This window comes from Scleromatobacter humisilvae (genome assembly GCF_023231945.1).
GTDB classification, from domain to species: Bacteria; Pseudomonadota; Gammaproteobacteria; order Burkholderiales; family Burkholderiaceae_C; genus Scleromatobacter; species Scleromatobacter humisilvae.
In genome coordinates this window covers 1,733,106-1,753,749 of record NZ_JAJLJH010000001.1, presented here as the reverse complement: position 1 = coordinate 1,753,749, position 20,644 = coordinate 1,733,106, and the positions used below count along the sequence as shown (strand labels likewise).

The window sequence follows — 20,644 nt, the reverse complement described above, 5'->3', positions numbered from 1 at the left end:
TCGCTTAGCAGGCGAGATTGTATCAACTGGCTACTAGGGAGTAGGTAGCTTGAACGCAGGCATCGAAGGACATGTTCCGCTGCTCAGCAGCTCGCAAAACAACACTCATTGGATGGGTTTTTTGAGCCAATATAGACGACCTACAAGGTCGTAGGTATTCTGACTGGACTGACTAGCGATCAGTGGAGACATGGCTCAGCAAGAGCGTGCAACTCGCGCCTCGGTTGGCCACGTTCAGAACGCGCCCACACCATCCCACGAAAGGCATGAACATGTTCACGAACCTCTCTGCGAAGAAAAATCCTCACTTCGATATCCGCGGCCTGAACCATCTGGCTCTGGTCTGCCGGGACATGAAGAAGACTGTGGACTTCTACCAAGGCATCCTGGGTATGCCATTGATCAAGACCTGCGACCTGAATGCCGGCATGGGCCAGCACTTCTTCTTCGATGCAGGCAACGGAGCCTCACTCGCGTTCTTCTGGTTCCCCGATGCGCCCGAGGTCGAAAAGGGCATTACCGTGCCGAAGACTCATATGGGTGACATGGGCAATGTGACAACTGCCGTGGGCTCGATGAATCACGTCGCGTTCGACGTGGACGCCGAGATGCTGCCGGCCTACATGGAGAAGCTGACGAAGGCGGGCATCAAGGTTTCGAAGGTGCTGCACCACGACGACAGCCCGGAGGGCCACAGCTTCACCAGGAAGCATCCGACCCTGTGGGTGAGCTCCATCTATTTCCAGGACCCGGATGGCATCCAGCTCGAGTTCGCCGGCTGGGCTCGCCCAATGCGGGATACCGACGTTCTGCACGCGCCTGCCACGGTCAACGACCGACCGGCCTATCTGGAGCGCCAGAAGACGGCCGTGGCGTAGTCGGCTGATGCGCAACGCCCAGGAGAAACCATGCCCAGACTCAAACAGCAGCCTCTCGCGACGGCGCATCCACGCGCCCGCGAGTATTACGAAAAACTCTTTCACGGACGGTGCCCCGTCGAGCATCCTGGTACCGATTCAGGCTCGCCGGGTCATTGGTGGACGACCATCGCGCTGCGACCGTACGTGTTCGACCATGCGGCCGATCATCTGAAGATGTATGGCCTGTTCGCCGAGGGTTCGGTGAGCGAACTCGACAAGCAGGTGCGCGAAATCGCCATCACCCGGACGGGCTACGTCGTGGGAAGCCAATTCGTCTACTCCCAACACTGCAAGGCCATGCGCCGCACGGGACTCACCGATGCCCACGTCGCCGGGATTCCGTCCTGGGCAGTCTCGGACATTTGGACGCCGGCTCAGCGCGTCATCTTGGCGTACACCGATGCGGTGGTCTACGGCCTTGGGCGCGCCCCCGACGGCGTCTTCGAGGAGCTCCGGCGACTTCATACGGACGAGGACATCGTCGAACTGACCTATCACATCACGGGCTACATGCTGCATGCCACCTTCTGCAAGGCGCTGCGCCTCGAGTTCGACGACGTTCCCGAGCGGGTTGTCGAGGTGCCCGTTCCGCCTGGCAAGGATCTTGAGGCGTTCGCGACGCTGCACGGCGTCGACAGAAGGCCGTAGGAATCGATCAACGTCAATCGCCCTAGCCGTTACCCGCCGCAGCGGTCCTGGCGCCGACTGAAAACCCCAAGGAGAACTCCATGCCTCGTGTCAAGCAAATGCCATTGTCGGAAGCACATCCGCGCGCGCAGATGTACTACGACGCGGTCTTCAACGGACGCTGCCCCGTCCGGCATCCCGGTACCGAATCGGGCTCGCCCGGACACTGGTGGACCACGCTCGCCTTGCGACCCTATGTGTTCGATCACGCGCTGGACCTGCCGAAGATGTACGGCTTCTTTGCAGACCGATCGGTCAGTCTGCTTGCCAGCGACCTGCGTGAGCTTGCCATTGGCCGGATGGCGTTCATTGCGGGCAGCCAGTTCGTCTTCTCGCAACGTTGCAAGGCGCTGCGCCGCATGGGACTGAGCGAAGAGCAGATTGATTCTCTTCCCTCGTGGGCGGTCGCCGACATCTGGACGGCACAGCAGCGCGCCGTGCTGGCTTACACCGACGCGGTCGTCCAAGACTTCGGGCGAGTGCCCGACGGAGTCTTTTCCGAGCTGCAGAAGCACTTGGGGGACGAGGACATCATGGAGCTCACGTACTTCATCTGCAGCTACATGCAGCACGCGGCGTTCATCAAGGCATTGCGTTTGGAATTCGACGACGTTCCCGAGCGTGTCATCGAAGTTCCACTTCCTCCGGGAAAAGATCTCGGCGCCTTCTCGGCGCGATACGGCGTCGACAAGAAGGCGTGATCCCGAGATACGACTGCACTCGTGCAGCGCCGTCCCAACAACGAAACATCCCATCCCCGCGATCCGTCGAGGACGAGCGCCTCTGAAGGAAGCCCGGTCGTATCGCGTCTTCAAGGAGAGATCATGAAACTGCTTCACATCGATTCAAGCGTCCTGGGCGCGATGTCTGCATCACGGCAACTTACGACGAAAATCAGGGCAAAGATCGTGACAGCCAATCCTGGCATTGATGTCGAGTACCTTGACCTGGCTGCGGACCCTCCTGGTCACTTGAATGCAGATTCGCTGGGATTTGCTGCTGGACAGTCGGCCGAACTGTCCAGCGTCCAGCGACGTGAAAACGCGACCTCCGAAGCGTTGGTCTCGCAGTTCCTGTCCGCGGACCTGATCATCGTCGGTGCGCCGCTATACAACTTCAACGTGCCCAGCCAACTCAAAGCGTGGATCGATCGAATCGCGCAAGCCGGTCGCACGTTCAAGTACACCGACAGAGGCGCTGTTGGGCTGGCGACCGGCAAGACTGTGTTCATCGCGTCAAGCCGAGGCGGCGTCTACTCCACGAGCGAAGCGGCCCGCGCGATGGAACACCAGGAGAGCTACCTGCAAGTGATGTTCGGCTTCCTCGGCATCACGGACATTCGTATCGTCCGGGCAGAGGGACTGGCGATGGGTGATGCGGTACGCGCCGAAGCAATGCGCGCCGCAAGTGCCGAAATCAACGCCTTGAACTTCGTCTCGGCTGACGAATCGCTGGTGTCCTGAGTACGTCGCTCATCTGGATCCACGGCGCAAGGCTGCGGAACGGTTGTACTTGTCGAGCGCGCCGTCGGGGCGGCTTATCGCGGCTGTCTCGATTCCGGCTTCGGCGGCGCGCACTCAGCAGTGCACCGAGAGGCGCCGCGAGCCTCGATTCCTACGATGAATCCGGCCCTGGAACGTTCCGGGTGCGAAGCATATGCGTGTCGCATCGATGGCTCAATGAGCCGGTCGGCGGGTTGTCCTGATGGCGCTGGGTCAGCGAACCTCAGACAGATCGCGAAACTGCGGCGATGGTCGCTGGAGTCAAGCTATCCCGGCGCGCGATCCCGCCTGATTGCCGGCGGCTGCAGATGCCTGCTGCCAAAAAATGAAATGTAATCAACTAATGAAGACAAATAAAGTTGCGCACTCGGTGTAGGTGCTTTCACTATGAAAACTGACGATGTGCCAGTTATACTGCGACTCAAGGCATAGCGAGAGCCCAGGCGACGCAGATCGCCAGGCTGTCGGGGCGCGCTGATGGCGGCATCAGCGTGCCGCAGCAACGCGGCGCCTTCTGGCGCAAGCGCTGCAGGGCGAGAAAACGCTCGTTTGAGCTCTGGAGACGAAATGAAAGTGTGTGCTCTCAAGCTTCCCGATGCGCGGCGGGTGGCGCTGGCTCTCCCGGGCGGAATCGGGACGAGGACGCCTTCTGCGGCGCAGGAGTGGCCGAGCGGCACCGTTCGAGTGGTCGCTCGGGCAATCGGATCGCTTGTCCGGAGTGCGTGCTATGAGCGCTGAGGCCGATACCCTGCGCATCGACTCCTCCCAATGGCGTGCCCTGGCCCTACTGACTCTCGTGTACATGCTGCACACGATGGACCGGAACGTCATATCCGCATTGGTCGAGCCCATCAAGCATGAGTTCAAGGTCAGCGATCGCGGCATGGGGGCATTGAGTGGCCTGGCGCATTCCATTGCCTTTGCCATTGCGGTGCTTCCTGTCGGCTGGCTGGCTGACAGGGTCAATCGCACGCGGCTGCTGGCTTCGCTGCTTGCGACGTGGAGCGTCATGACCGCGCTGAGCGGTGTCGCCACGAGCTATCTGGGCCTCCTTGTGGCGCGGCTGGGAGTCGGAGGCGCGGAGGCGGGCACGTCGCCGACATGTATGTCGCTCATCTCCGATCTGTTCCCTCCCAGCAGGCGGGCGTCGGCCATCGGGGTGTTCTATCTCAGCACCGCCCTCGGAACCGGCGTGGTGTTCCTGGTCGGTGCGGCGGTCGCTCAGCACCACGGTTGGCGTGCAATGTTCTTCGCTGCCGGCGTGCCCGGGATCGTCGTCGCCTGCCTGTTGCTCCTGTTCCTCCGAGAGCCCGCCCGGGGCAGGTTCGAGACGGACGGGGCACTGAACGGCGCGGGCATGGACGATGCCATTCGTCACATCTTGCGGAACCGCTCAGTACTCGTGCTGGTCATGGCCGTGATGCTGGCGGCGATGCTCGTGTCTTCTCTCTGGACTTGGACGGCCTCGTTCCTGATCCGGATCCACGGGCTCGAGCCGAAGCAAGCGGGCTTGGTGATCGCGATTGCCGCAGGCGTCGGCATGGCTTTGGGCTCATCGACGGCCGGGCCCCTGGCCGACCGCCTCTCACACGGCGTACCGAGCCGACTCGCCTTCGTGCCGAGCGCCACGACCGCGCTGTCGGTGCTCGCGGCCTTCGGCATGCTGTTCGCTCCGACGGCGCCCACGGCCATCGGCTTTGCACTGTTGATGGGAGTCATGCTCGGCGGCTGGTTCGGACCCGGCTACGGCATGCTGCTGACGTTGACACCCGTTTCGATGCGGGGGCGGGTCACCGCAACCTCCCAGTTGCTCAGCAACTTGGTTGGCGCAGGACTCGGCCCTTTGCTGACGGGGGCACTGAGCGATCACATTGGCGGGTCGGATTCACTTCGCCTGGCCATCGCGCTGACGATGATCGTCGGCGTCCTGGCGGCCGTGCTGTTCGCCCTGGCAGGCTGGTATGCCAAGGGTGACATGACCCGTATCGACGCCTCGGGGCAAGTGCCTGCGGCTGCTGCGCGTGCTTGAGCTCATCCAATGCCGCCGCTGTCGCCAATTCCCTTCACTCAACCGCTGACTCTCTTGAAGGAACTGCCATGACCCAACTCGCCGCCGACACCACGGCCCTGGTCGCCATCGATCTCCAGGAGGGCATCCTGCGGATACCTCTGGCGCCGCACACGGGCGCGGACATCGTCGCGCGCACCGACCGGCTCGCGAGCGCTTCCGAGAGCGCAAGTCCGTCGTCGCTCTGACCAACGTGACGTGGGCAAGCGACTTCGCCGACGCACTGAAGCAGAGCGTCGATCGTCCGATGGCTCGGTTGGAGGACGGACTGCCCCCCGACTTCGCCGTGCTGTCCAAGGAACTCGAAGTGGCCGCGAGCGACATCAAGATCACCAAGCGCCAATGGAGCGCGTTCCATGGCACGGAGCTCGACCTGCAGTTCCGCCGCCGTGGCATCAAGACGATCGTGCTGACGGGCGTCGCCACCAACATGGGCGTCGAGTCCACCGCCAGGTCGGCCTGGGAGCTGGGCTACGAGCTGATCTTCGTGGAAGATGCCATCACGAGCGTCGCCGCGGAGATGCACGCTTTCGCCGCGAACGCGATCTTCCCTCTGCTGGGTCGCGTGCGAACGACGGCGCAATTGATGGAAATGCTGGGCTGACGAACGGCATCCGCCAGCGCGTTGCGAACCCGTCGGGACGGACTGAGAGAAGACTCACATGAAGACATTTGAAGGCAAGGTAGCCATCGTGACCGGTGCGGGCGCTGGAATTGGCGCGGCCACCGCGCACGAGCTCGCTTCGCGAGGAGCCCAGGTCGTGGTCGTCGATCTCGACGAGGAGGGCGTTCGGAGCGTTGCCGCGTCCATCCGCGAGGCGGGCGGCGAGGCGATCGCCGTTCGTGCGGATGTGGCCTCCGTGTCGGATCAGAAGATCCTTGTCGAGGCGGCTGTCCAGAACTATGGCGCGCTGCACCTTGCGGTGAACAACGCGGGAATCAGCGGCGCATTGGCATCCCTTCCTGAAGTCGACGTCGAGGATTGGCGCCGCACGATGGCCGTCAATCTCGATGCGATCTTCTACGGCCTGAAGTACCAGCTGCCAGCGATCGAAGCCAGTGGCGGCGGGGCGGTGGTGAACACCGCGTCGATCTTCGGACACCTGGGGCTGGTCCGCCGCGATGCCTATACCGCGAGCAAGCATGCGGTGCTGGGTATCACGAAATCGGTCGCGATCGAATACGCCACCCGGGGCGTGCGCGTCAACGCCGTTTCTCCGGGGCCCATCGAGACGCCGCTGATGCTCAAGGTGCCCGGCCGCGTGGAGGTATTCGCTGCGCTCACTGCGATGAAGCGCGTCGGCCGCCCGGGTGAGATCGCCAAGACCGTCGCGTTTCTGCTGTCGGATGACGCATCGTTCATCACGGGAAGCGAGATCATTGTCGACGGTGGCGTGATGCTGTCCTGATCGACTCGGCGTCGCGGTCGCTCGATCGCGACGTCGGTGTCAATGCCGTTGCTGCTGTGGCCCGATGGCGAGGTGGTGGCCCGGAATGATCCCCCCTCCTGCGGAGTGTTCGTCACGAAGGTGTCGTGCGCCGTCTGCGCCAACGGACGTGCCTTCTGCAACTGCATTGGAACCAATACTGCGTCATGACTTCGAATTCAACTTCAGGGCGTGTCTCCAGATCGCAGTGGGTGGCGTTGGGCGTTCTGACGCTCGTGTACACGCTGCACACGGTCGATCGCAACATCGTCTCGGCCCTCGTCGAGCCGATCAAGAAGGAATTTGCGCTAAGTGATCGTGCTGTAGGCGCATTGAGCGGGCTCGCGCATTCGGCGGCGTTCGCCGCCGCGGTGATCCCGATGGGATGGCTCGTAGATCGCGTCAATCGTGCGAGGATGCTCGGCGTGCTGCTGGTCGCGTGGAGCAGCATGACGGCATTGAGCGGCTTTGCGACGAGTTATACGAGCCTGCTGCTGGCGAGACTAGCCGTCGGCGGAGCCGAAGCGGGTTCATCCCCCAACTGCCTGTCGCTGATCTCTGACTACTTCCCGCCACGTCGGAGGGCGTCTGCGATCGGGTTGTTCTATCTCAGCACGGCGATCGGAACGGGTCTGGTCTTCGTGCTCGGCGCCATCGTCGCGCATCGCTTCGGCTGGCGCACGATGTTCTTTGTCGCAGGACTGCCTGGGCTGCTGCTGGCGGCCGTCATTCTGGCCGTCTTCAAGGAACCGCGCCGCGGCTCATTCGATGCTGTGGCCGCGACTGGGCCTGGCGAGGTTGTCGGGGTGGCGGCACACTTCCTGAAGAATCGCTCCGTGCTGTTGCTCACGGTGGCGATCATCCTGGCCGCGATGTTGATGTCGTCGCTGTGGACCTGGACCGCTTCGTTCCTGATCCGGCTGCACGGACTCGACCCCAGGCAAGCGGGGCTGGTCGTTGCCATGGTGGCGGGTGTCGGCCAGGCTGTTGGATCGGCCGTAGCAGGTCCGCTTGCCGATCGCGTCTCACTCGGCGCGCCCGGCAGACTTGCAATCGTGCCGAGCGTGATGATGGCGCTGGCGGTGCTAGCCGGTCTGGGCATGGTGTTCGCACCGCACGCGGGGCTGGCAGTCGGCTGCGCGGTCGTGATGGGATTCTTGCTGGGCGGATGGCTGGGCCCGGGCTATGGTCTGTTGTTGACCTTGACACCCGTGCAGATCCGCGGGCGTGTCACGGCTGTATCGCAGCTTTTCACCAATCTGGTCGGAGTTGGCTTGGGGCCCTTGATCACCGGTGAACTCAGCGACCTGTTCGACGGACCGGGCTCCCTGCGCGAAGCGCTCGCCTGCACGTTGTTCCTGGGTGTCCTCGCAGCAGGTATGTTTGCATTGGCCGGGCGTCAGGCCGGCATCGATCTGCGTCGCAAGCAGAGGATCGACGATACCGATAGCCGAGTGATGGTGTCCGCATGACTGCGGGGTGCTGTTGCCGCGACGCAAGCGCGCTCAGCGCCGCGATGCCTTTGGAGACAGTGCGTTTGATACCAGGAAGGCCGCGGATTGCATGAGCTGGTTTCGCGAGGAGTGCTTTCTGCGAATCGGCAATCGCACGATGACGGCCACCCGCTCGATCAGCACGAGGACAGCTGATGCGCCGGACGATGGATCCAGGCCGTTGTCCGCTGCTTCAATGCGGGCTTGGAGGAGCCCGTGGATCTGATCCACCGCATCATGCCGCACTTCCTCGAACCGCTTGTCGCCCTCGTCGGCCGCCAAGTTTCGGATACGAAGGATGGCGTGATGTTCCTGCCAGAACGCGACGTAGGCTTTGACCAGGGCCAACGACTTCTCCATCGAATCCTCCGCAGTCCAGGCCTCGCTGAGGAGCGCCTTGATCTCGGGCGTCATCTGCTCGATGGTGCGAGCCACGGCCAGGACGACTTCCGTCACGTCATCGAAGTAGACATAGAAGGCGGAGGAGGAGGTCCCAGCCGCGGAAGCAATGTCTCCGACCGTGAGCTCCATGATGGAGCGCTTCTCGAGCAGGTTGGCCGCGGCCTTCATCAGTCGGGCCCGCGTCTCGGCGCCTTTTCGCCCAAGCTTCTGGCCATAGAGGTTCTGCAGCGGCGCCGTTGTCGATTCTGAATCGCTCATGACCAATCCAATTCCAGAGAAGATGAAGCTTCAGCAATGTGTCGTTCAAGTCTACACCGGCTGATTCCGCTCCTCGAGATCGGGTGCGTGGCCTGGACATCGAAGATCCGACAGGTGACGCTACGTCAACAAAAGTTGTCGAGTTCCGTTCTTCGGCCAGACGTGGCGCACCGCCTTGGTTCGGATCTTCGCAGTAGTGTGGTAACCGAATGGAGGGTTGTTCGAACTGTCCAGCATGTCCGAGGATTTATTTATAAATGACTGAAGATCAGCTATCTTTCGCCGATAGATGACGTCTATCCCTGGCGTTGTCGCGGCCAGCCCTGTGTCATCTGCTGGCAGTGGAAACCCTCGATAGAACTGAGTAACAGTCAATTATTATGGCCTGGAAGCAAGTAACCGCAGGGGGCGCAGCGTCCTTGGGCGAGCAAGGGGTCAACCGTGGAATATCTCGAATTCGGCGCATGGGCACTGCAGGCTATTGACTTGAATTTCGGAATCTTGGCGCCACCGACAGATTCCCGTGGCGCCGCCCCATCAGAGTCATCGAGGAGTGTGCGTCTCGCCATCACGGCGCCGGCGGAGCGGCATGCCGCGCTGTCGGCCTGCATCGCCAGCGTCGAGGACGGTGCCGATCCGGTCGGCCAGTCGAAGTCCTGGCGCGCACGGCTGCATTGGACGCGCTCACTGCGCTGATTGCACGAACCGGATGGCTCTACGGCGACCTCGGCAAGGCATTCCTGCAGCCGCCGCGAGACCAATTTCCTCACGAACATCAATGACGGAGACAGAACTTGAACAGGACATTTGCAGACAAGGTGGCGCTGGTCACGGGAGCCGCGGGCGGTATTGGCGAGGCGGTGGCTGTCGAGTTGGCGTCAGGCGGCGCGGCCGTGCTGGTGGTTGACGTGCAATTCGACAAGGCAGAGCTCGTTGCTCAGGCGATCCGCGAGACGGGAGGCCGAGCGCTAGCCTTTCGTGCCGATGTCTCGAGCGCCGGGGAATCGGAGGCAGCTGTCAGGAAGGCCGAACAGGAGTTCGGCTCACTGCATCTGGCCGTCAACAATGCGGGCATCAGCGGAAGATTCGCCGCACTACCCGAGATCGAGCCGGAAGAATGGCGCCGTGTGCTCGGCGTCAACCTCGACGGTGTCTACCACGGGATGAGAGCCCAACTGCCGGCGATCGAGCGCTGCGGCGGCGGCGCGATCGTCAACATTGGGTCGATCTACGGGCACCTCGGGCTGCGGCGGCTGGATGCATACACGGCCAGCAAGCACGCGGTGATCGGCATGACGCGCTCGGTGGCCATCGAGTACGCGACACGGGGCATCCGCGTCAATTGCGTCTCTCCCGGTCCCATCCTGACGCCGTTGACTCGCGGCTCCAAGGAGCAGACTGATCCGATCGCTGCCCAGACTGCGATGAAGCGCATGGGCGAGGCGATCGAGATCGCGAAAGCGGTGGCATTCCTGCTGTCTGGGGATGCATCGTTCATCGTCGGCGCCGAGATCGTCGTCGATGGTGGCGTGATGTTGGCCTGAGCAACATGGTTGCCTGGCTTCCATCCTGGTTCGGCCGATTGCTGCGGCGGATTCGTGCGGGTGCGGAAAAGGCACTCTACGTCGATCCATCCCTTCCAGCGGTGCCTGCGACGCTGGTTGTCGAGAGCGCTGCCTTCGCCCACGGCGGCAGTATTCCCAAGGCCCACACGGCCGACGGCGAGCGGACCTCCCCGCCGTTGTCCTGGCGGGGTGTCCCGGGCTCGGCGAGAAGTGTTGTCGTGCTGGTGGAGGACGTGGACAGTCCGACCGGCCAGCCGTTCGTGCACCTCGTGGCCTGGGGTGGTGCCGGCGTCGACGCTTCCCTACCTGCCGGGGCGTTCGCAGCAAAAGGCTCCGAGACTGCGCGGCCCGGCTTCAAGCTTGGCGTCAATGGCTTGCATCGGCTCGGCTACACGCCTCCCGATCCGCCACCCGGACATGGACCGCATGTCTACGTCTTCCAGGTGTACGCGCTCGATCGAGCGCTTGCCCTGGGCGACAGGGCCTCGAGGCGAGAACTGGCGAATGCCGTTCGGCGCCACGCCGTGGCGAAGGGCGAACTTCGGGCCTCCTACGAGCGCGTCTGACGAAACGCTCCACCGCAAGCGGTACGCAGAAGGCCGTGAACCTATCCAGCGGCAAAGGCCAGTTGGGCTCTTGGCGATCCACCAGCGCACGACCGTACAGGTCTAGATCGGGAGAGCGTCAGGGCGTCGAGCGCCCGGGGGATCCTCGGTGCATGGCCTTGCCGGCCTGTGCCTCGAGGTCCGCGCGGTCCGCCGGGTGGGCGATCTCGATCATGCGGCGAACGCGGCGGGACAGCGTCTGCCCTCGAAGATCGGCGATTCCATATTCGGTCACGATGAATCCCGCATCGCTTCGAGCGGTGCTGACGGGGCCGTCTAGCCTAGCGACAATGCGCGCCTTGACCGATGCGCCGGATCTGGCCCGAGATGGCAATGCGACGATCGGCAGACCGCCTTTCGAACGATTCGCGCCGCGCAGGAAGTCGGCGCCGCCGCCAACTGCACCGACGTAACTTCCGGCGGCTACCTCGGCGTTGACCTGGCCGGTCAGGTCGACTTCAACGGCGGAATTGATCGCGACGAAGCGATCAATGCAGCCCAGGACATCGATGCCATGGGTGTATGCCGTGTCGCGCAACTGTACCGAGGGGTTGCCGTGCGCGAAGCGTCGCACGATGGAGGTCCCCATCAAGACGCCTGCCACGGAGACACCGCGATCGAGGGACTTCCTGCTGTTGTTGATGACCCCCGCCTTCGAGAGTAGTGCCGCCTGGTCGCCCATGGCCCCCGAATGAAATCCGAGGTCGCGCCGATCGACCAACTCTCGGAGCACGGCTTCCGGGAGATTGCCTATGCCGCATTGGAGCGTCGCGCCGTCCTCGATCAGCGTCGCGACATGGCGAGCGACTTCGCGTTCCACCTCGCCGGCCGCTGATGACGGCGCGTCGATTGGCGTTCGCGAGGTATTGAAGACGTGATCCACACGTTTGGGGCAAAGCCGATGTGAGCCGTGCGTCCACGGCGCCTGGTCGTTGACCTCGACCACGATCACGCGTGCCGTGGCGATCGCTGCCGCCAGGTACTCGCATGCCATCGACAAACTGTACTTTCCCGACGCGTTGATCGGGGCGACCTGCAGCAGCAGTACGTCGACACGCAACGAACCGTGCAGGATCTGCCCGGGGAGTTCGGAGTAGTGGACAGGCCAGATGTCGAGGACACCGGCGCGAGCCAGATGCCTGTTGTTGCCAGCGCCGCAATAGGAGACGTAGCTGACGAAATCCGCATGCTCTGCCGAGACGGCGTCGCCCCAAGTCGTGCCGATGAAGGCCTCGAATCGACCGATGTTCGCGCGCTGTGCCATCAGTGAGCGCACGAGAGGCGTCGGCTCCGCGGCGCCCTGTCCCCACATGACGCGGTCGCCAGGGCGGACGATCGTCGACCAGTCGATAGCGGCACTGTCCTGCTCGGTCATCGGAATGCTCTCCTCGTTTTCACGAATATAACTGACAAACAGTCAGTTTAAATGTATGCTTCGCCGAACCTGTTCAAGAGTCGGTGCGCACGACGCGCGAAGGAGACAACATGAGGCAAGCCGCAATCGTGTCGCCACTGCGCACGCCGGTGGGCACGTTCGGCGGATCGTTGCGGACGCTGACGGCCGACCAACTGGCGGCGCATGCGATTCGAGAGGTACTGGCGCGAACCGGGCTCGACGGGTCGGCGATCGACGAAGTGATCTGCGCCCAGTCTTACTCGTCGAGCGAAGCTCCCTGCATGGGGCGCTATGCGGCGCTCGAAGCGGGTCTTCCGATCGAAGTGCCAGGCTACACGCTGGATCGCCGATGCGGATCGGGTCTGCAGGCGGTCATCGACGCTGCGATGCAGGTGCAGACCGGGGTTGCCGACGTCGTGCTCGTCGTCGGCGTCGAGAGCATGAGCAACATCGAGTACTACTGCAACGACATGCGCTGGGGCTCGCGCAGCGGCTCGGTTCAGTTCCACGATCGCCTGCAGCGCGGTCGTGAGCGTTCACAGCCACAAGAGCGATTCGGCGTGATCTCCGGCATGCCGGAGACCGCGGAGAACCTCGCGCGAGAGTACGGAATCACCCGGGCGGAGTCCGATGCGTTCGCGGCGCGCAGCCACCAGCGCGCCGCCGCGGCTTGGGAGGCCGGACGGTTCGCCGATGAGGTAGCGCCCATCGACGTTCCGCAGAAGAGGGGCGCCCCGGTGCGCTTCGAGCGTGACGAAGGCATCCGGGCCGAAACGACCCCTCAGACGCTGGCAGCGCTGAAATCCGTCATCGCAGGTGGCACGGTGACGGCGGGAAACGCGAGCCAGCAGAACGATGCGGCCGCAGCCTGCCTGGTGGTGGCCGAGTCACGTTTGGCTGAGCTCAACCTCAAACCGATGGCCCGGTTCGCCGGGTGGGCGGCTGCTGGCTGCCATCCGGCCTCGATGGGAATAGGCCCGGTTCCCGCGGTGGCGAAACTGGTCCGTCGCACGGGTGTCACGCTCGAGCAGATGGACCTTGTCGAGCTGAACGAAGCATTTGCCGCGCAGGCGCTGGCCGTGCTCAAGGGGTGGGGATGGGCTGACCTCGAGCGGCTTAATGTCAACGGGTCGGGTATCTCATTGGGGCATCCCATCGGTGCGACAGGTGTGCGTATGCTGGCCACGCTGCTGCACGAGTTGCGCCGGCGCAATGGACGCTGGGGGCTCGAGACGATGTGCATCGGGGGCGGCCAGGGCCTGGCGGCGCTGTTCGAACGCATCTGATCGCCGCTTCATTGTTTTAGAACTGACGAACAATCATTTTTATGGCAGACTTTGAGTCAAGGTGGTTGCTCGCGATCGGGTGAGGCCAGATTCATAAACAGGAGACGCTCGTGGAATTTCAAGACATGGTGCTGGTCAGCGTTGATGACCACCTGATCGAACCGGATGACATGTTCATCCGTCACATGCCGGCCAAGTTCAAGGATCGCGCACCGAAGGTCGTCCGGGGAAGCAACGGGGCACATCAATGGCAGCTCGAAGGGATGCGGGCCCCGGGGCTCGGCCTGAACGCCGTGGCGGGCCGGCCGCGCGAAGAGTATGGCTTCGAGCCCGTTTCGTACGAGCAGGTTCGCAAGGGTTGCTACGACATCGATGCCCGGATCGGCGACATGAACGCGAACGGCGTCCTGGGATCGATCTGCTTCGGCTCATTCCCCGGATTCGCGGGCGCGCGCTTCCAGAAGATGCAGGACAAGGAACTGGCCCTGGCCACCATCCGCGCCTACAACGACTGGCATGTCCATGACTGGTGCGGCAAGTACCCGGAGCGTTTCATCAAGCTCGCGCTGCTGCCTCTGTGGGATGTGAGCCTCGCCGTCGCGGAAGTCGAGCGCATGGTCAAGCTCGGCGTTCACGCCGTCTCCTTCCCGGAGAACCCCGCGTTGATCGGACTGCCGAGCCTGCATGCGGACGTGTGGGAGCCGCTGTGGGCTACGTGCGAGGCCAACAAGGTCGTGCTGTGCTGCCACATCGGCTCTGCCGGCAATGCGCCATACCCCTCTGACGAGTCGCCGATCGATGCGTGGATCACGTCGATGCCGATCTCCATCGCGAACGCCGCCTCCGACTGGCTTTTCGCCAGTTTCTGGAAGCGCTATCCCGGCTTGCGCATGGCCCTGTCCGAGGGCGGCATCGGCTGGATTCCGTACCTGCTCGAGCGCGCCGACTTCACCTACCAGCAGCACAGCCCGTGGACGCGCACGACCTTCGGCAAGGAGCGTCCCAGCGACGTGTTCCGCCGTCACATCATCACCTGCTTCATCGACGACGACTTCGGCGTTCGCAATCGCCAGGACATCGGCATCGACATGATCACGTGGGAAGCCGACTATCCCCATTCGGACGCCACGTGGCCGCATTCGCCGGAGCATCTGTGGAAGTCGCTCCGCAACCTGCCGGCGTACGACATCGATCGCATGACGCACCTGAACGCGATGCGCGAGTTCAGCTACGACCCGTTCTCCGCGATGGGCGGCCGCGACAAGTGCACGGTCGGTGCACTGCGGGCGCTCGCGACGGGTGTCGATACCGCTCCGATGTCGCGCGGCGGCCTGAACCCTTCGCAGTCGAGTGATCGGCCGGTTACCTCGGCGGACATCAAGAAGATCCTCTCGCACATGTGAGCGCAGGCTCTGTCTAAGGAGTGCCGCCTTGGCCTTTGAACTTCCCCTGAAGCACCCCGACGCCCTCTACATCGGTGGCGAATTCGTGACCGTCGCTCCCGGATCGCGGGAAGCGGTACTGAATCCGTCGACCGAGGAGGTGATCGGGCTCGCGCCGGTCGGCGGCGAATCGGAAGTGCGTGCTGCCGTCGGCGCGGCCCGGGCCGCGTTCGATCGAGGGCCCTGGTCGCGGATGAGTGCGGCTGAACGCTGCGCGACCCTGCAACGGCTGCACGACATCCTCATCGGACGCGTCGACGAGATCTGCCGTCTGATCACGCTCGAAGCGGGCTCCGTCTCCAGCCAGACCCGCGGGCGGCAGTTCGACCTGCCGATGAAGCACTTCCGCTGGTTCCTGGAAACAGCGCACCGGTCGCCGGTCACCGCGTTGCCGCCGGAACTGACGCCGCAGCCTGGTGGCGGCCGCATGCTGGGATCGGCCTTCGTGGTCCGCGAGCCCGTGGGCGTGGTGTCGGCGATCACGCCCTACAACTTCCCGTTCTTCCTCGACTTGGTGAAGATCGTGCCGGCGCTGGTCACCGGCAATACCTGCGTGCTCAAGCCCTCTCCCTACACGCCGTTCGAGGCCATGGTGCTGGCGGAAGCAGCGCATGAGGCCGGTCTGCCACCGGGTGTGTTGAATGTCGTCACCGGCGGCAAGGAGGTCGGAGAGTTCCTGACCACCGATCCGATGATCGACCTGGTCACATTCACCGGCTCAGACACTGTCGGTGCGGCTATCGCTGCGCAATGTGCGCCGAGCCTCAAGCGCGTGCTGCTCGAGCTTGGCGGCAAGTCGGCGCTCATTGTTCGAGAGGACGCCGACATCGACCTGGCCGTGAACACCGCGCTGCGTGGATTCACGAGTCACGCTGGGCAGGGTTGTGCCATGAACACGCGCGCGGTCGTTCACAACGCCGTGCGTGCGGAATTCACGCGGCGCCTGGTCGAGAAGACGAAGGCGGTGACGGTCGGCGACACGCTCGATCCGGCCACGCAGATGGGCCCGCTGATTCGCGAGGCGGCCCGCGCACGAACCGAGCGCTTCGTCGAGATCGGCCAGGACACCAAGGCGGCGCTGCTCGCCGGCGGGCGCCGGCCGGCACACCTGTCGCGCGGCTTCTTCCATGAACCGACCCTGTTCGGCGACGTCGACAGCAAGTCGCCCTTGGCGCAGGAGGAGATCTTCGGGCCCGTCGGTGTCGTCATCGGATTCGAATCGGACGACGAAGCGATCGCGATCGCCAACGATTCGAAGTTCGGTCTTCGCGGCGGGATCATCAGCAAGGACGTGGGGCGCTCTTGGGAGATGGCGCTGCAGATCCGCACGGGTGGCGTCACGCTCAACGGTGGCGCAGGCACGCAGCTGTCCAACGGGCCGTTCGGTGGCATGAAGCGGTCGGGCTACGGGCGGGAACTTGGCGACGAAGGCCTGCACGAGTACACGCAGCAGAAGCTGATCGAGATCCACGCGGCCTGATCGCGCGCACCAGACCGTGAACTTCGACTATTCACCTGACCAGCGCCTGCTCAAGGATGAGGTGCGCAAGTTCCTCGCGGCCGAATGCCCCATCGCGACGGTGCGTGCCGTTCTGGACGACGATGGCCGGACCCACGACGCGACGCTGTGGTCGAAGGTCGCGGAAATGGGCTGGCTCGCCACCGTCATCCCTGAGGCCTACGGTGGGCTCGGACTCTCGCACGTCGAGCTCTGCGCCATCGCGGAGGAGATGGGACGAGCGCTCGCGCCGGTCCCGTTTGCATCCACGCTGTACGCGTTCGCGCAGGGACTGCAGCTCGCGGGTTCGGAATCTCAGCGCGCCCACTGGCTGCCGCTGGTGGCGCAAGGTGCCGCGATCGGGTGCATGGCCACGGCCGAAGGGCCAGGAGAGATCCTGCCGCGCGAGCTGCGCGTCCGCGCGCATGGTGGGCGCCTGACCGGGTCGAAATGTCCCGTCGTCGACGCGGATGTCGCAGACGTGGCGCTGGTGCTCGCAGAGGCCGACGCCGGCCCGACGATGTTTCTCGTCGCTCTCCAGGGCGAAGGCGTTGCCCGTGCCCGCCTCGAATCGCTGGATCCGACACGCGGCCTCGCTCGGCTCGACTTCTCCGGTGCGCGCGCGGAGCAATTGGGAGCAGACGGCGAAGGCAGGATCCTGGCAGAAGGCATTCACTGCCGCGCGGCGGCGCTTCTGTCCTTCGAGCAGATCGGGGGCGCCGAGCGGTGCCTCGAGATGGCGAGGGACTTCGCGCTGGAGCGCAAGGCCTTCGGGCGTTCCGTTGCCAGCTACCAGGCGATCAAGCACAAGCTGGCGGACGTCTACGTGCGAACGCAGCTCGCGCGTTCGAACGCCTACTACGCGGCGTGGGCCCTCGACAACGACAGTGCGGAACTGCCGATCGCTGCGGCTGCAGCTCGAATCGCGGCGTGCGACGCCCACTGGCAGGCTGCGAAGGAGAACGTGCAGACGCACGGCGGCATGGGCTTCACCTGGGAGGTTGACGCGCATCTGCACTATCGGCGCGCCCAGCAACTTGCCCTGGCAGTCGGTGCGCCGCGCTACTGGAAGCATCGCCTGGTGTCTGAGTTGGAACTGCGCAAGGCGCACTGACCATGGACTTCCAAGACAGCCCCGAAGAGGCCGCCTACCGTGCAGAGGCGCGACGCTGGCTTCAGCAGCACGCGCCGGCGTTCGTTGGCAATGGCGGCGATCCGTCCGACGAGGCATCACGGCTTGCGCGGGCTCGTGTCTGGCAGGCACTCAAGGCCGAGGCCCGCTACGCCCGCATCACCTGGCCACGAGAGTGGGGCGGGGCCGGCGGAACCGCCATGCAGCAGGTCATCTTCAACCAGGAAGAGTCGCGTTTCGACGATCTGCCCGTTGGCTTCTTCGGCATCGGACTGGGAATGTGCGTGCCGACCGTCATGAAATACGCGGACGACCCAACGCGCCTTCGCTTCGTCGGCCCGGCCCTGCGAGGCGAAGAGATCTGGTGCCAACTGTTCTCCGAGCCATCCGCGGGCTCGGACGTGGCCGCCGTGCGCACACGCGCGGTTCTCGAGGAGGACGGATGGCGGGTCAGTGGTCAAAAGGTCTGGACGACGGGCGCGCACTACGCCGATCATGGATTGCTGCTGGCGCGTACCGACCCGAGTGTGCCCAAGCATCGTGGTCTCACGATGTTCTGGATCGACATGCATGCGCCTGGCGTGTCCGTCCGTCCCATCCACCAGATGAGCGGAGGCTCGGACTTCAACGAGGTCTATCTGGACGACGTTCGCGTAAGCGACTCGCAGCGCCTTGGCGCCGTCGGCGAAGGCTGGAAGGTCGCGCTGTACACGCTCATGAACGAGCGGGTCGAGGGCGGCAAGTCGCGAGGTCCTGAAATCGAGACGATCATGAGGCTGGCCTCCGACGTGCCCGCCGGCAACCAGTCCGTCATGGAAGACATTGCCTTTCGCGAGCGGCTCGCGGACTGGTTCGTTCAAAGCGAAGGGCTGAAGTACACGCGCTTCCGAACCATGACCGCACTTTCTCGTGGCGAGACGCCCGGGCCTGAGGCTGCGATCGGAAAGCTCGTCGCGGCCAATCGCCTGCAGGACCTCTGTCACCAGATGGTCGAGGAACAGGGCCTGTTCGGACTTTGCAGCGATCCGGCCGTGGCCGCGCTCGGTGCCTCGCTGCAGCACGACCTGCTGCATTCGGCGGGGCTGCGCATTGCAGGCGGCACCGACGAGGTGCTCAAGAACATCATCGCCGAGCGCGTGCTCGGCATGCCACCGGACGTGCGCGTCGACAAGGACGTTCCGTTCAATCAATTGACTCGCTGAAGGAAGAACGACATGGGACTGCTGGACGGCAAGGTTGCCGTGATCACCGGCGCTGGAGCGGGCCTCGGGCGCGCCTATGCGATGCTGCTGGCCCAGGAGGGCGCGGCGATCGTCGTCAACGACTTCGCGGGAGTCGGTGCGGACGGCATGACTCCGGCGCAACGCGTGGTTGCCGAGATCCGGTCGGCGGGAGGCCGGGCTGTCGCCAGTCATTGGGACGTGGGTACCGTGGCCGGCGGGGAGGCGATCCTGAAGGATGCGCTGGATGCGTTCGGCGAGGTGCATATCCTCGTCAACAACGCCGGCATCCTGCGCGACAAGAGCCTGGTCAAGATGGAGGAGGGCGACTTCGACATCGTGGTCCGGGTGCACCTGAAGGGTACGTACTGCGTGACCAAGCCCGTGTTCGCGCACATGAAGGACAGCGGCCGCGGCGGGGTGATCGTCAATACGACATCGACGTCGGGTTTGCGCGGCAATTTCGGCCAGACCAACTACGGGTCCGCAAAGGCGGGCATCTGGGGCTTTTCCAACTCCCTCGCGATCGAGGGCCAGAAGTACGGCGTGCGCGTGTGGACGATCGCACCGGCGGCGGCGAGCCAGCTCACGGACGCCACCACGTCGGAGGAGTACAAGCGCACCTTCACGCCGGAGCGCGTTGCCCCCGTCGTCCTGTACATGGTGAGCGCGCTCTCGGGCGCTGCGACCGGCAAGACGCTTCTCGCGGGCGGTGGATACGTCAGCGAGATCCGCATGGAGATGGGCAGCGGCTTCACGCCGCCGGAGTCCTTCACCGCCGAAGACCTCGCTGCGGCGATCGAGGCCGGCAAGGTGCTGATGCCCGAGCGCGACCTGAAGTACGTCAACGCCTACGGTCCGACGGCGAAGGCCTGACATGCCGATCAACTATCCCGCCGTGATGTCCTTGCGCGAGGAGAACCGGGCTTTCGCATGGGACGAGCGCGACACGATGCTGTACGCCCTGGGCGTCGGCATGGGTTCCGATCCGATGGACGAAGCCGAACTGCGCTTCGTCTATGAGCGTGGCCTCCGCGTCGTCCCCACGTTCGCCACCGTTGCTGCTTGGGGCGCTGGCATCTCCGCCGAACAGATCGGCCTCGATCGACGCCGTACCCTGCACGGCGAGGAGCACACGCGATTCCATCGGCCGATGCCCCCCAGCGCCAGCATCGTGGCGGACAGCCGAGTCGTCTCGGTCATCGACAAGGGCGCCGACAAGGGCGCAGTGGTAGAGCGGCAGACGACCCTGTTCGATGCCGTCGACCGCGAGCCGATCGCGACGATCACGCGCACCGCGTTCGCGCGCGGAGATGGCGGCTTCGGCGGCCCGGCCGTCGAGAGTGCGCTGGCGCCGATGCGGCCATCCCGAGCGCCTGACATCATGGTCGAACTGTCCACGCGGCCGGACCTCGCGTTGCTCTATCGCCTGAGCGGCGACCGCAATCCGCTGCATGCCGATCCGGGTGTCGCGAGGGCGGCCGGCTTCGAGCGGCCTATCTTGCACGGGCTCTGCACCTACGGCCTGGCCTGCCGCGCCGTGCTGCGCGCCTTCTGTGACTACGACCCATCCGCCCTTGCAGGCATCGGCGCGCGGTTCTCGGCGCCTGTGGTGCCCGGCGACACCATCCGCTTCGACCTCTGGCGCGACGGTGACGACGTCTTCTTCGAGGGCCGCGTCGAGGCGCGCGACTCTGTCGTCATGAAGAACGGCCACGCCAAGCTTTCCTGAAACCCGACCGG

Annotated in this window: 21 protein-coding genes; 19 read left to right on the top strand and 2 right to left on the bottom strand. The window is 64.2% G+C overall.

The annotated features are described in order from the left end of the window. The first annotated feature begins 272 nt into the window (after window positions 1-272). The 9 genes from LPC04_RS08285 to LPC04_RS08245 all read left to right on the top strand — a co-directional run bounded on the left by LPC04_RS08285 (window position 273) and on the right by LPC04_RS08245 (window position 8,076). Window positions 273-878: a VOC family protein gene (locus LPC04_RS08285; protein ID WP_275681704.1), complete on the top strand. Its 606-nt coding sequence runs from the start codon at window positions 273-275 to the stop codon at window positions 876-878. 30 nt (window positions 879-908) lie between these two features. Continuing rightward, window positions 909-1,568 carry a carboxymuconolactone decarboxylase family protein gene (locus tag LPC04_RS08280; protein ID WP_275681703.1) on the top strand — a complete coding sequence of 220 codons (660 nt, stop codon included), beginning with the start codon at window positions 909-911 and terminating at the stop codon, window positions 1,566-1,568. Window positions 1,569-1,648: 80 nt separating this feature from the next. After that, complete coding sequence (locus tag LPC04_RS08275; protein WP_275681702.1) at window positions 1,649-2,308, top strand: carboxymuconolactone decarboxylase family protein; 660 nt, start codon at window positions 1,649-1,651, stop codon at window positions 2,306-2,308. Window positions 2,309-2,431: 123 nt separating this feature from the next. Then, window positions 2,432-3,070, top strand: coding sequence for an FMN-dependent NADH-azoreductase (locus tag LPC04_RS08270; RefSeq protein WP_275681701.1), 639 nt, complete (start codon window positions 2,432-2,434; stop codon window positions 3,068-3,070). A gap of 766 nt (window positions 3,071-3,836) precedes the next feature. Further along, entirely contained in the window at window positions 3,837-5,138 is a 1,302-nt protein-coding gene (locus LPC04_RS08265; protein ID WP_275681700.1) for a spinster family MFS transporter, read from the top strand. Between the two features lie 68 nt (window positions 5,139-5,206). Further along, a complete protein-coding gene (locus tag LPC04_RS08260; protein ID WP_275681699.1) occupies window positions 5,207-5,365 on the top strand; it encodes a cysteine hydrolase family protein in 159 nt (52 codons plus the stop codon). 5 nt (window positions 5,366-5,370) lie between these two features. Beyond that, window positions 5,371-5,781, top strand: a complete 411-nt coding sequence (locus LPC04_RS08255; RefSeq protein WP_275681698.1) for an isochorismatase family protein — start codon at window positions 5,371-5,373, stop codon at window positions 5,779-5,781. 58 nt (window positions 5,782-5,839) lie between these two features. Beyond that, window positions 5,840-6,586, top strand: coding sequence for an SDR family NAD(P)-dependent oxidoreductase (locus LPC04_RS08250; protein ID WP_275681697.1), 747 nt, complete (start codon window positions 5,840-5,842; stop codon window positions 6,584-6,586). 254 nt (window positions 6,587-6,840) lie between these two features. Then, window positions 6,841-8,076 carry an MFS transporter gene (locus LPC04_RS08245; RefSeq protein ID WP_275681696.1) on the top strand — a complete coding sequence of 412 codons (1,236 nt, stop codon included), beginning with the start codon at window positions 6,841-6,843 and terminating at the stop codon, window positions 8,074-8,076. Window positions 8,077-8,109: 33 nt separating this feature from the next. On the opposite strand, the gene LPC04_RS08240 is transcribed toward LPC04_RS08245, so the two are convergent. Continuing rightward, entirely contained in the window at window positions 8,110-8,757 is a 648-nt protein-coding gene (locus LPC04_RS08240) for a TetR family transcriptional regulator (RefSeq protein WP_275681695.1), read from the bottom strand. A gap of 441 nt (window positions 8,758-9,198) precedes the next feature. On the opposite strand from LPC04_RS08240, the gene LPC04_RS08235 reads away from it, so the two are divergent. The 3 genes from LPC04_RS08235 (at window position 9,199) to LPC04_RS08225 (ending at window position 10,888) form a co-directional block, all read left to right on the top strand. Beyond that, window positions 9,199-9,453 (top strand): hypothetical protein, encoded by a 255-nt coding sequence (locus LPC04_RS08235; RefSeq protein WP_275681694.1) that lies wholly within the window; start codon window positions 9,199-9,201, stop codon window positions 9,451-9,453. A 98-nt stretch (window positions 9,454-9,551) separates the two neighbouring features. Further along, entirely contained in the window at window positions 9,552-10,301 is a 750-nt protein-coding gene (locus LPC04_RS08230; RefSeq protein WP_275681693.1) for an SDR family NAD(P)-dependent oxidoreductase, read from the top strand. A 5-nt stretch (window positions 10,302-10,306) separates the two neighbouring features. Further along, window positions 10,307-10,888: a YbhB/YbcL family Raf kinase inhibitor-like protein gene (locus tag LPC04_RS08225; RefSeq protein ID WP_275681692.1), complete on the top strand. Its 582-nt coding sequence runs from the start codon at window positions 10,307-10,309 to the stop codon at window positions 10,886-10,888. Window positions 10,889-11,006: 118 nt separating this feature from the next. Here LPC04_RS08225 and LPC04_RS08220 read toward each other — a convergent pair whose 3' ends face one another. Beyond that, window positions 11,007-12,302, bottom strand: a complete 1,296-nt coding sequence (locus tag LPC04_RS08220; protein WP_275681691.1) for an acetyl-CoA hydrolase/transferase family protein — start codon at window positions 12,300-12,302, stop codon at window positions 11,007-11,009. Between the two features lie 110 nt (window positions 12,303-12,412). Between LPC04_RS08220 and LPC04_RS08215 the strand changes: the two genes are divergently transcribed. From LPC04_RS08215 to LPC04_RS08185, 7 genes are all read left to right on the top strand, one after another. Beyond that, window positions 12,413-13,609: an acetyl-CoA C-acetyltransferase gene (locus tag LPC04_RS08215; RefSeq protein WP_275681690.1), complete on the top strand. Its 1,197-nt coding sequence runs from the start codon at window positions 12,413-12,415 to the stop codon at window positions 13,607-13,609. Between the two features lie 110 nt (window positions 13,610-13,719). Continuing rightward, window positions 13,720-15,012: an amidohydrolase family protein gene (locus LPC04_RS08210; RefSeq protein ID WP_275681689.1), complete on the top strand. Its 1,293-nt coding sequence runs from the start codon at window positions 13,720-13,722 to the stop codon at window positions 15,010-15,012. A gap of 28 nt (window positions 15,013-15,040) precedes the next feature. Next, entirely contained in the window at window positions 15,041-16,531 is a 1,491-nt protein-coding gene (locus tag LPC04_RS08205) for an aldehyde dehydrogenase family protein (RefSeq protein ID WP_275681688.1), read from the top strand. Window positions 16,532-16,547: 16 nt separating this feature from the next. Next, window positions 16,548-17,663, top strand: a complete 1,116-nt coding sequence (locus LPC04_RS08200; RefSeq protein ID WP_275681687.1) for an acyl-CoA dehydrogenase family protein — start codon at window positions 16,548-16,550, stop codon at window positions 17,661-17,663. A 2-nt stretch (window positions 17,664-17,665) separates the two neighbouring features. Then, window positions 17,666-18,883, top strand: a complete 1,218-nt coding sequence (locus LPC04_RS08195) for an acyl-CoA dehydrogenase family protein (protein ID WP_275681686.1) — start codon at window positions 17,666-17,668, stop codon at window positions 18,881-18,883. Window positions 18,884-18,895: 12 nt separating this feature from the next. Next, complete coding sequence (locus LPC04_RS08190) at window positions 18,896-19,777, top strand: SDR family NAD(P)-dependent oxidoreductase (protein WP_275681685.1); 882 nt, start codon at window positions 18,896-18,898, stop codon at window positions 19,775-19,777. A gap of 1 nt (window position 19,778) precedes the next feature. Next, window positions 19,779-20,633, top strand: a complete 855-nt coding sequence (locus LPC04_RS08185; RefSeq protein ID WP_275681684.1) for a MaoC/PaaZ C-terminal domain-containing protein — start codon at window positions 19,779-19,781, stop codon at window positions 20,631-20,633. Window positions 20,634-20,644 lie beyond the last annotated feature (11 nt).

Bases quoted from the DNA above. Each gene is read 5' to 3' on its own strand.
- LPC04_RS08275 (WP_275681702.1), top strand. From the start codon at position 1,649: ATGCCTCGTGTCAAGCAAATGCCATTGTCGGAAGCACATCCGCGCGCG.
- LPC04_RS08270 (WP_275681701.1), top strand. From the start codon at position 2,432: ATGAAACTGCTTCACATCGATTCAAGCGTCCTGGGCGCGATGTCTGCA.
- LPC04_RS08215 (WP_275681690.1), top strand. From the start codon at position 12,413: ATGAGGCAAGCCGCAATCGTGTCGCCACTGCGCACGCCGGTGGGCACG.
- LPC04_RS08260 (WP_275681699.1), top strand. From the start codon at position 5,207: ATGACCCAACTCGCCGCCGACACCACGGCCCTGGTCGCCATCGATCTC.
- LPC04_RS08285 (WP_275681704.1), top strand. From the start codon at position 273: ATGTTCACGAACCTCTCTGCGAAGAAAAATCCTCACTTCGATATCCGC.
- LPC04_RS08265 (WP_275681700.1), top strand. From the start codon at position 3,837: ATGAGCGCTGAGGCCGATACCCTGCGCATCGACTCCTCCCAATGGCGT.
- LPC04_RS08250 (WP_275681697.1), top strand. From the start codon at position 5,840: ATGAAGACATTTGAAGGCAAGGTAGCCATCGTGACCGGTGCGGGCGCT.
- LPC04_RS08190 (WP_275681685.1), top strand. From the start codon at position 18,896: ATGGGACTGCTGGACGGCAAGGTTGCCGTGATCACCGGCGCTGGAGCG.
- LPC04_RS08220 (WP_275681691.1), bottom strand. From the start codon at position 12,302: ATGACCGAGCAGGACAGTGCCGCTATCGACTGGTCGACGATCGTCCGC.
- LPC04_RS08280 (WP_275681703.1), top strand. From the start codon at position 909: ATGCCCAGACTCAAACAGCAGCCTCTCGCGACGGCGCATCCACGCGCC.
- LPC04_RS08225 (WP_275681692.1), top strand. From the start codon at position 10,307: ATGGTTGCCTGGCTTCCATCCTGGTTCGGCCGATTGCTGCGGCGGATT.
- LPC04_RS08240 (WP_275681695.1), bottom strand. From the start codon at position 8,757: ATGAGCGATTCAGAATCGACAACGGCGCCGCTGCAGAACCTCTATGGC.
- LPC04_RS08195 (WP_275681686.1), top strand. From the start codon at position 17,666: ATGGACTTCCAAGACAGCCCCGAAGAGGCCGCCTACCGTGCAGAGGCG.
- LPC04_RS08185 (WP_275681684.1), top strand. From the start codon at position 19,779: ATGCCGATCAACTATCCCGCCGTGATGTCCTTGCGCGAGGAGAACCGG.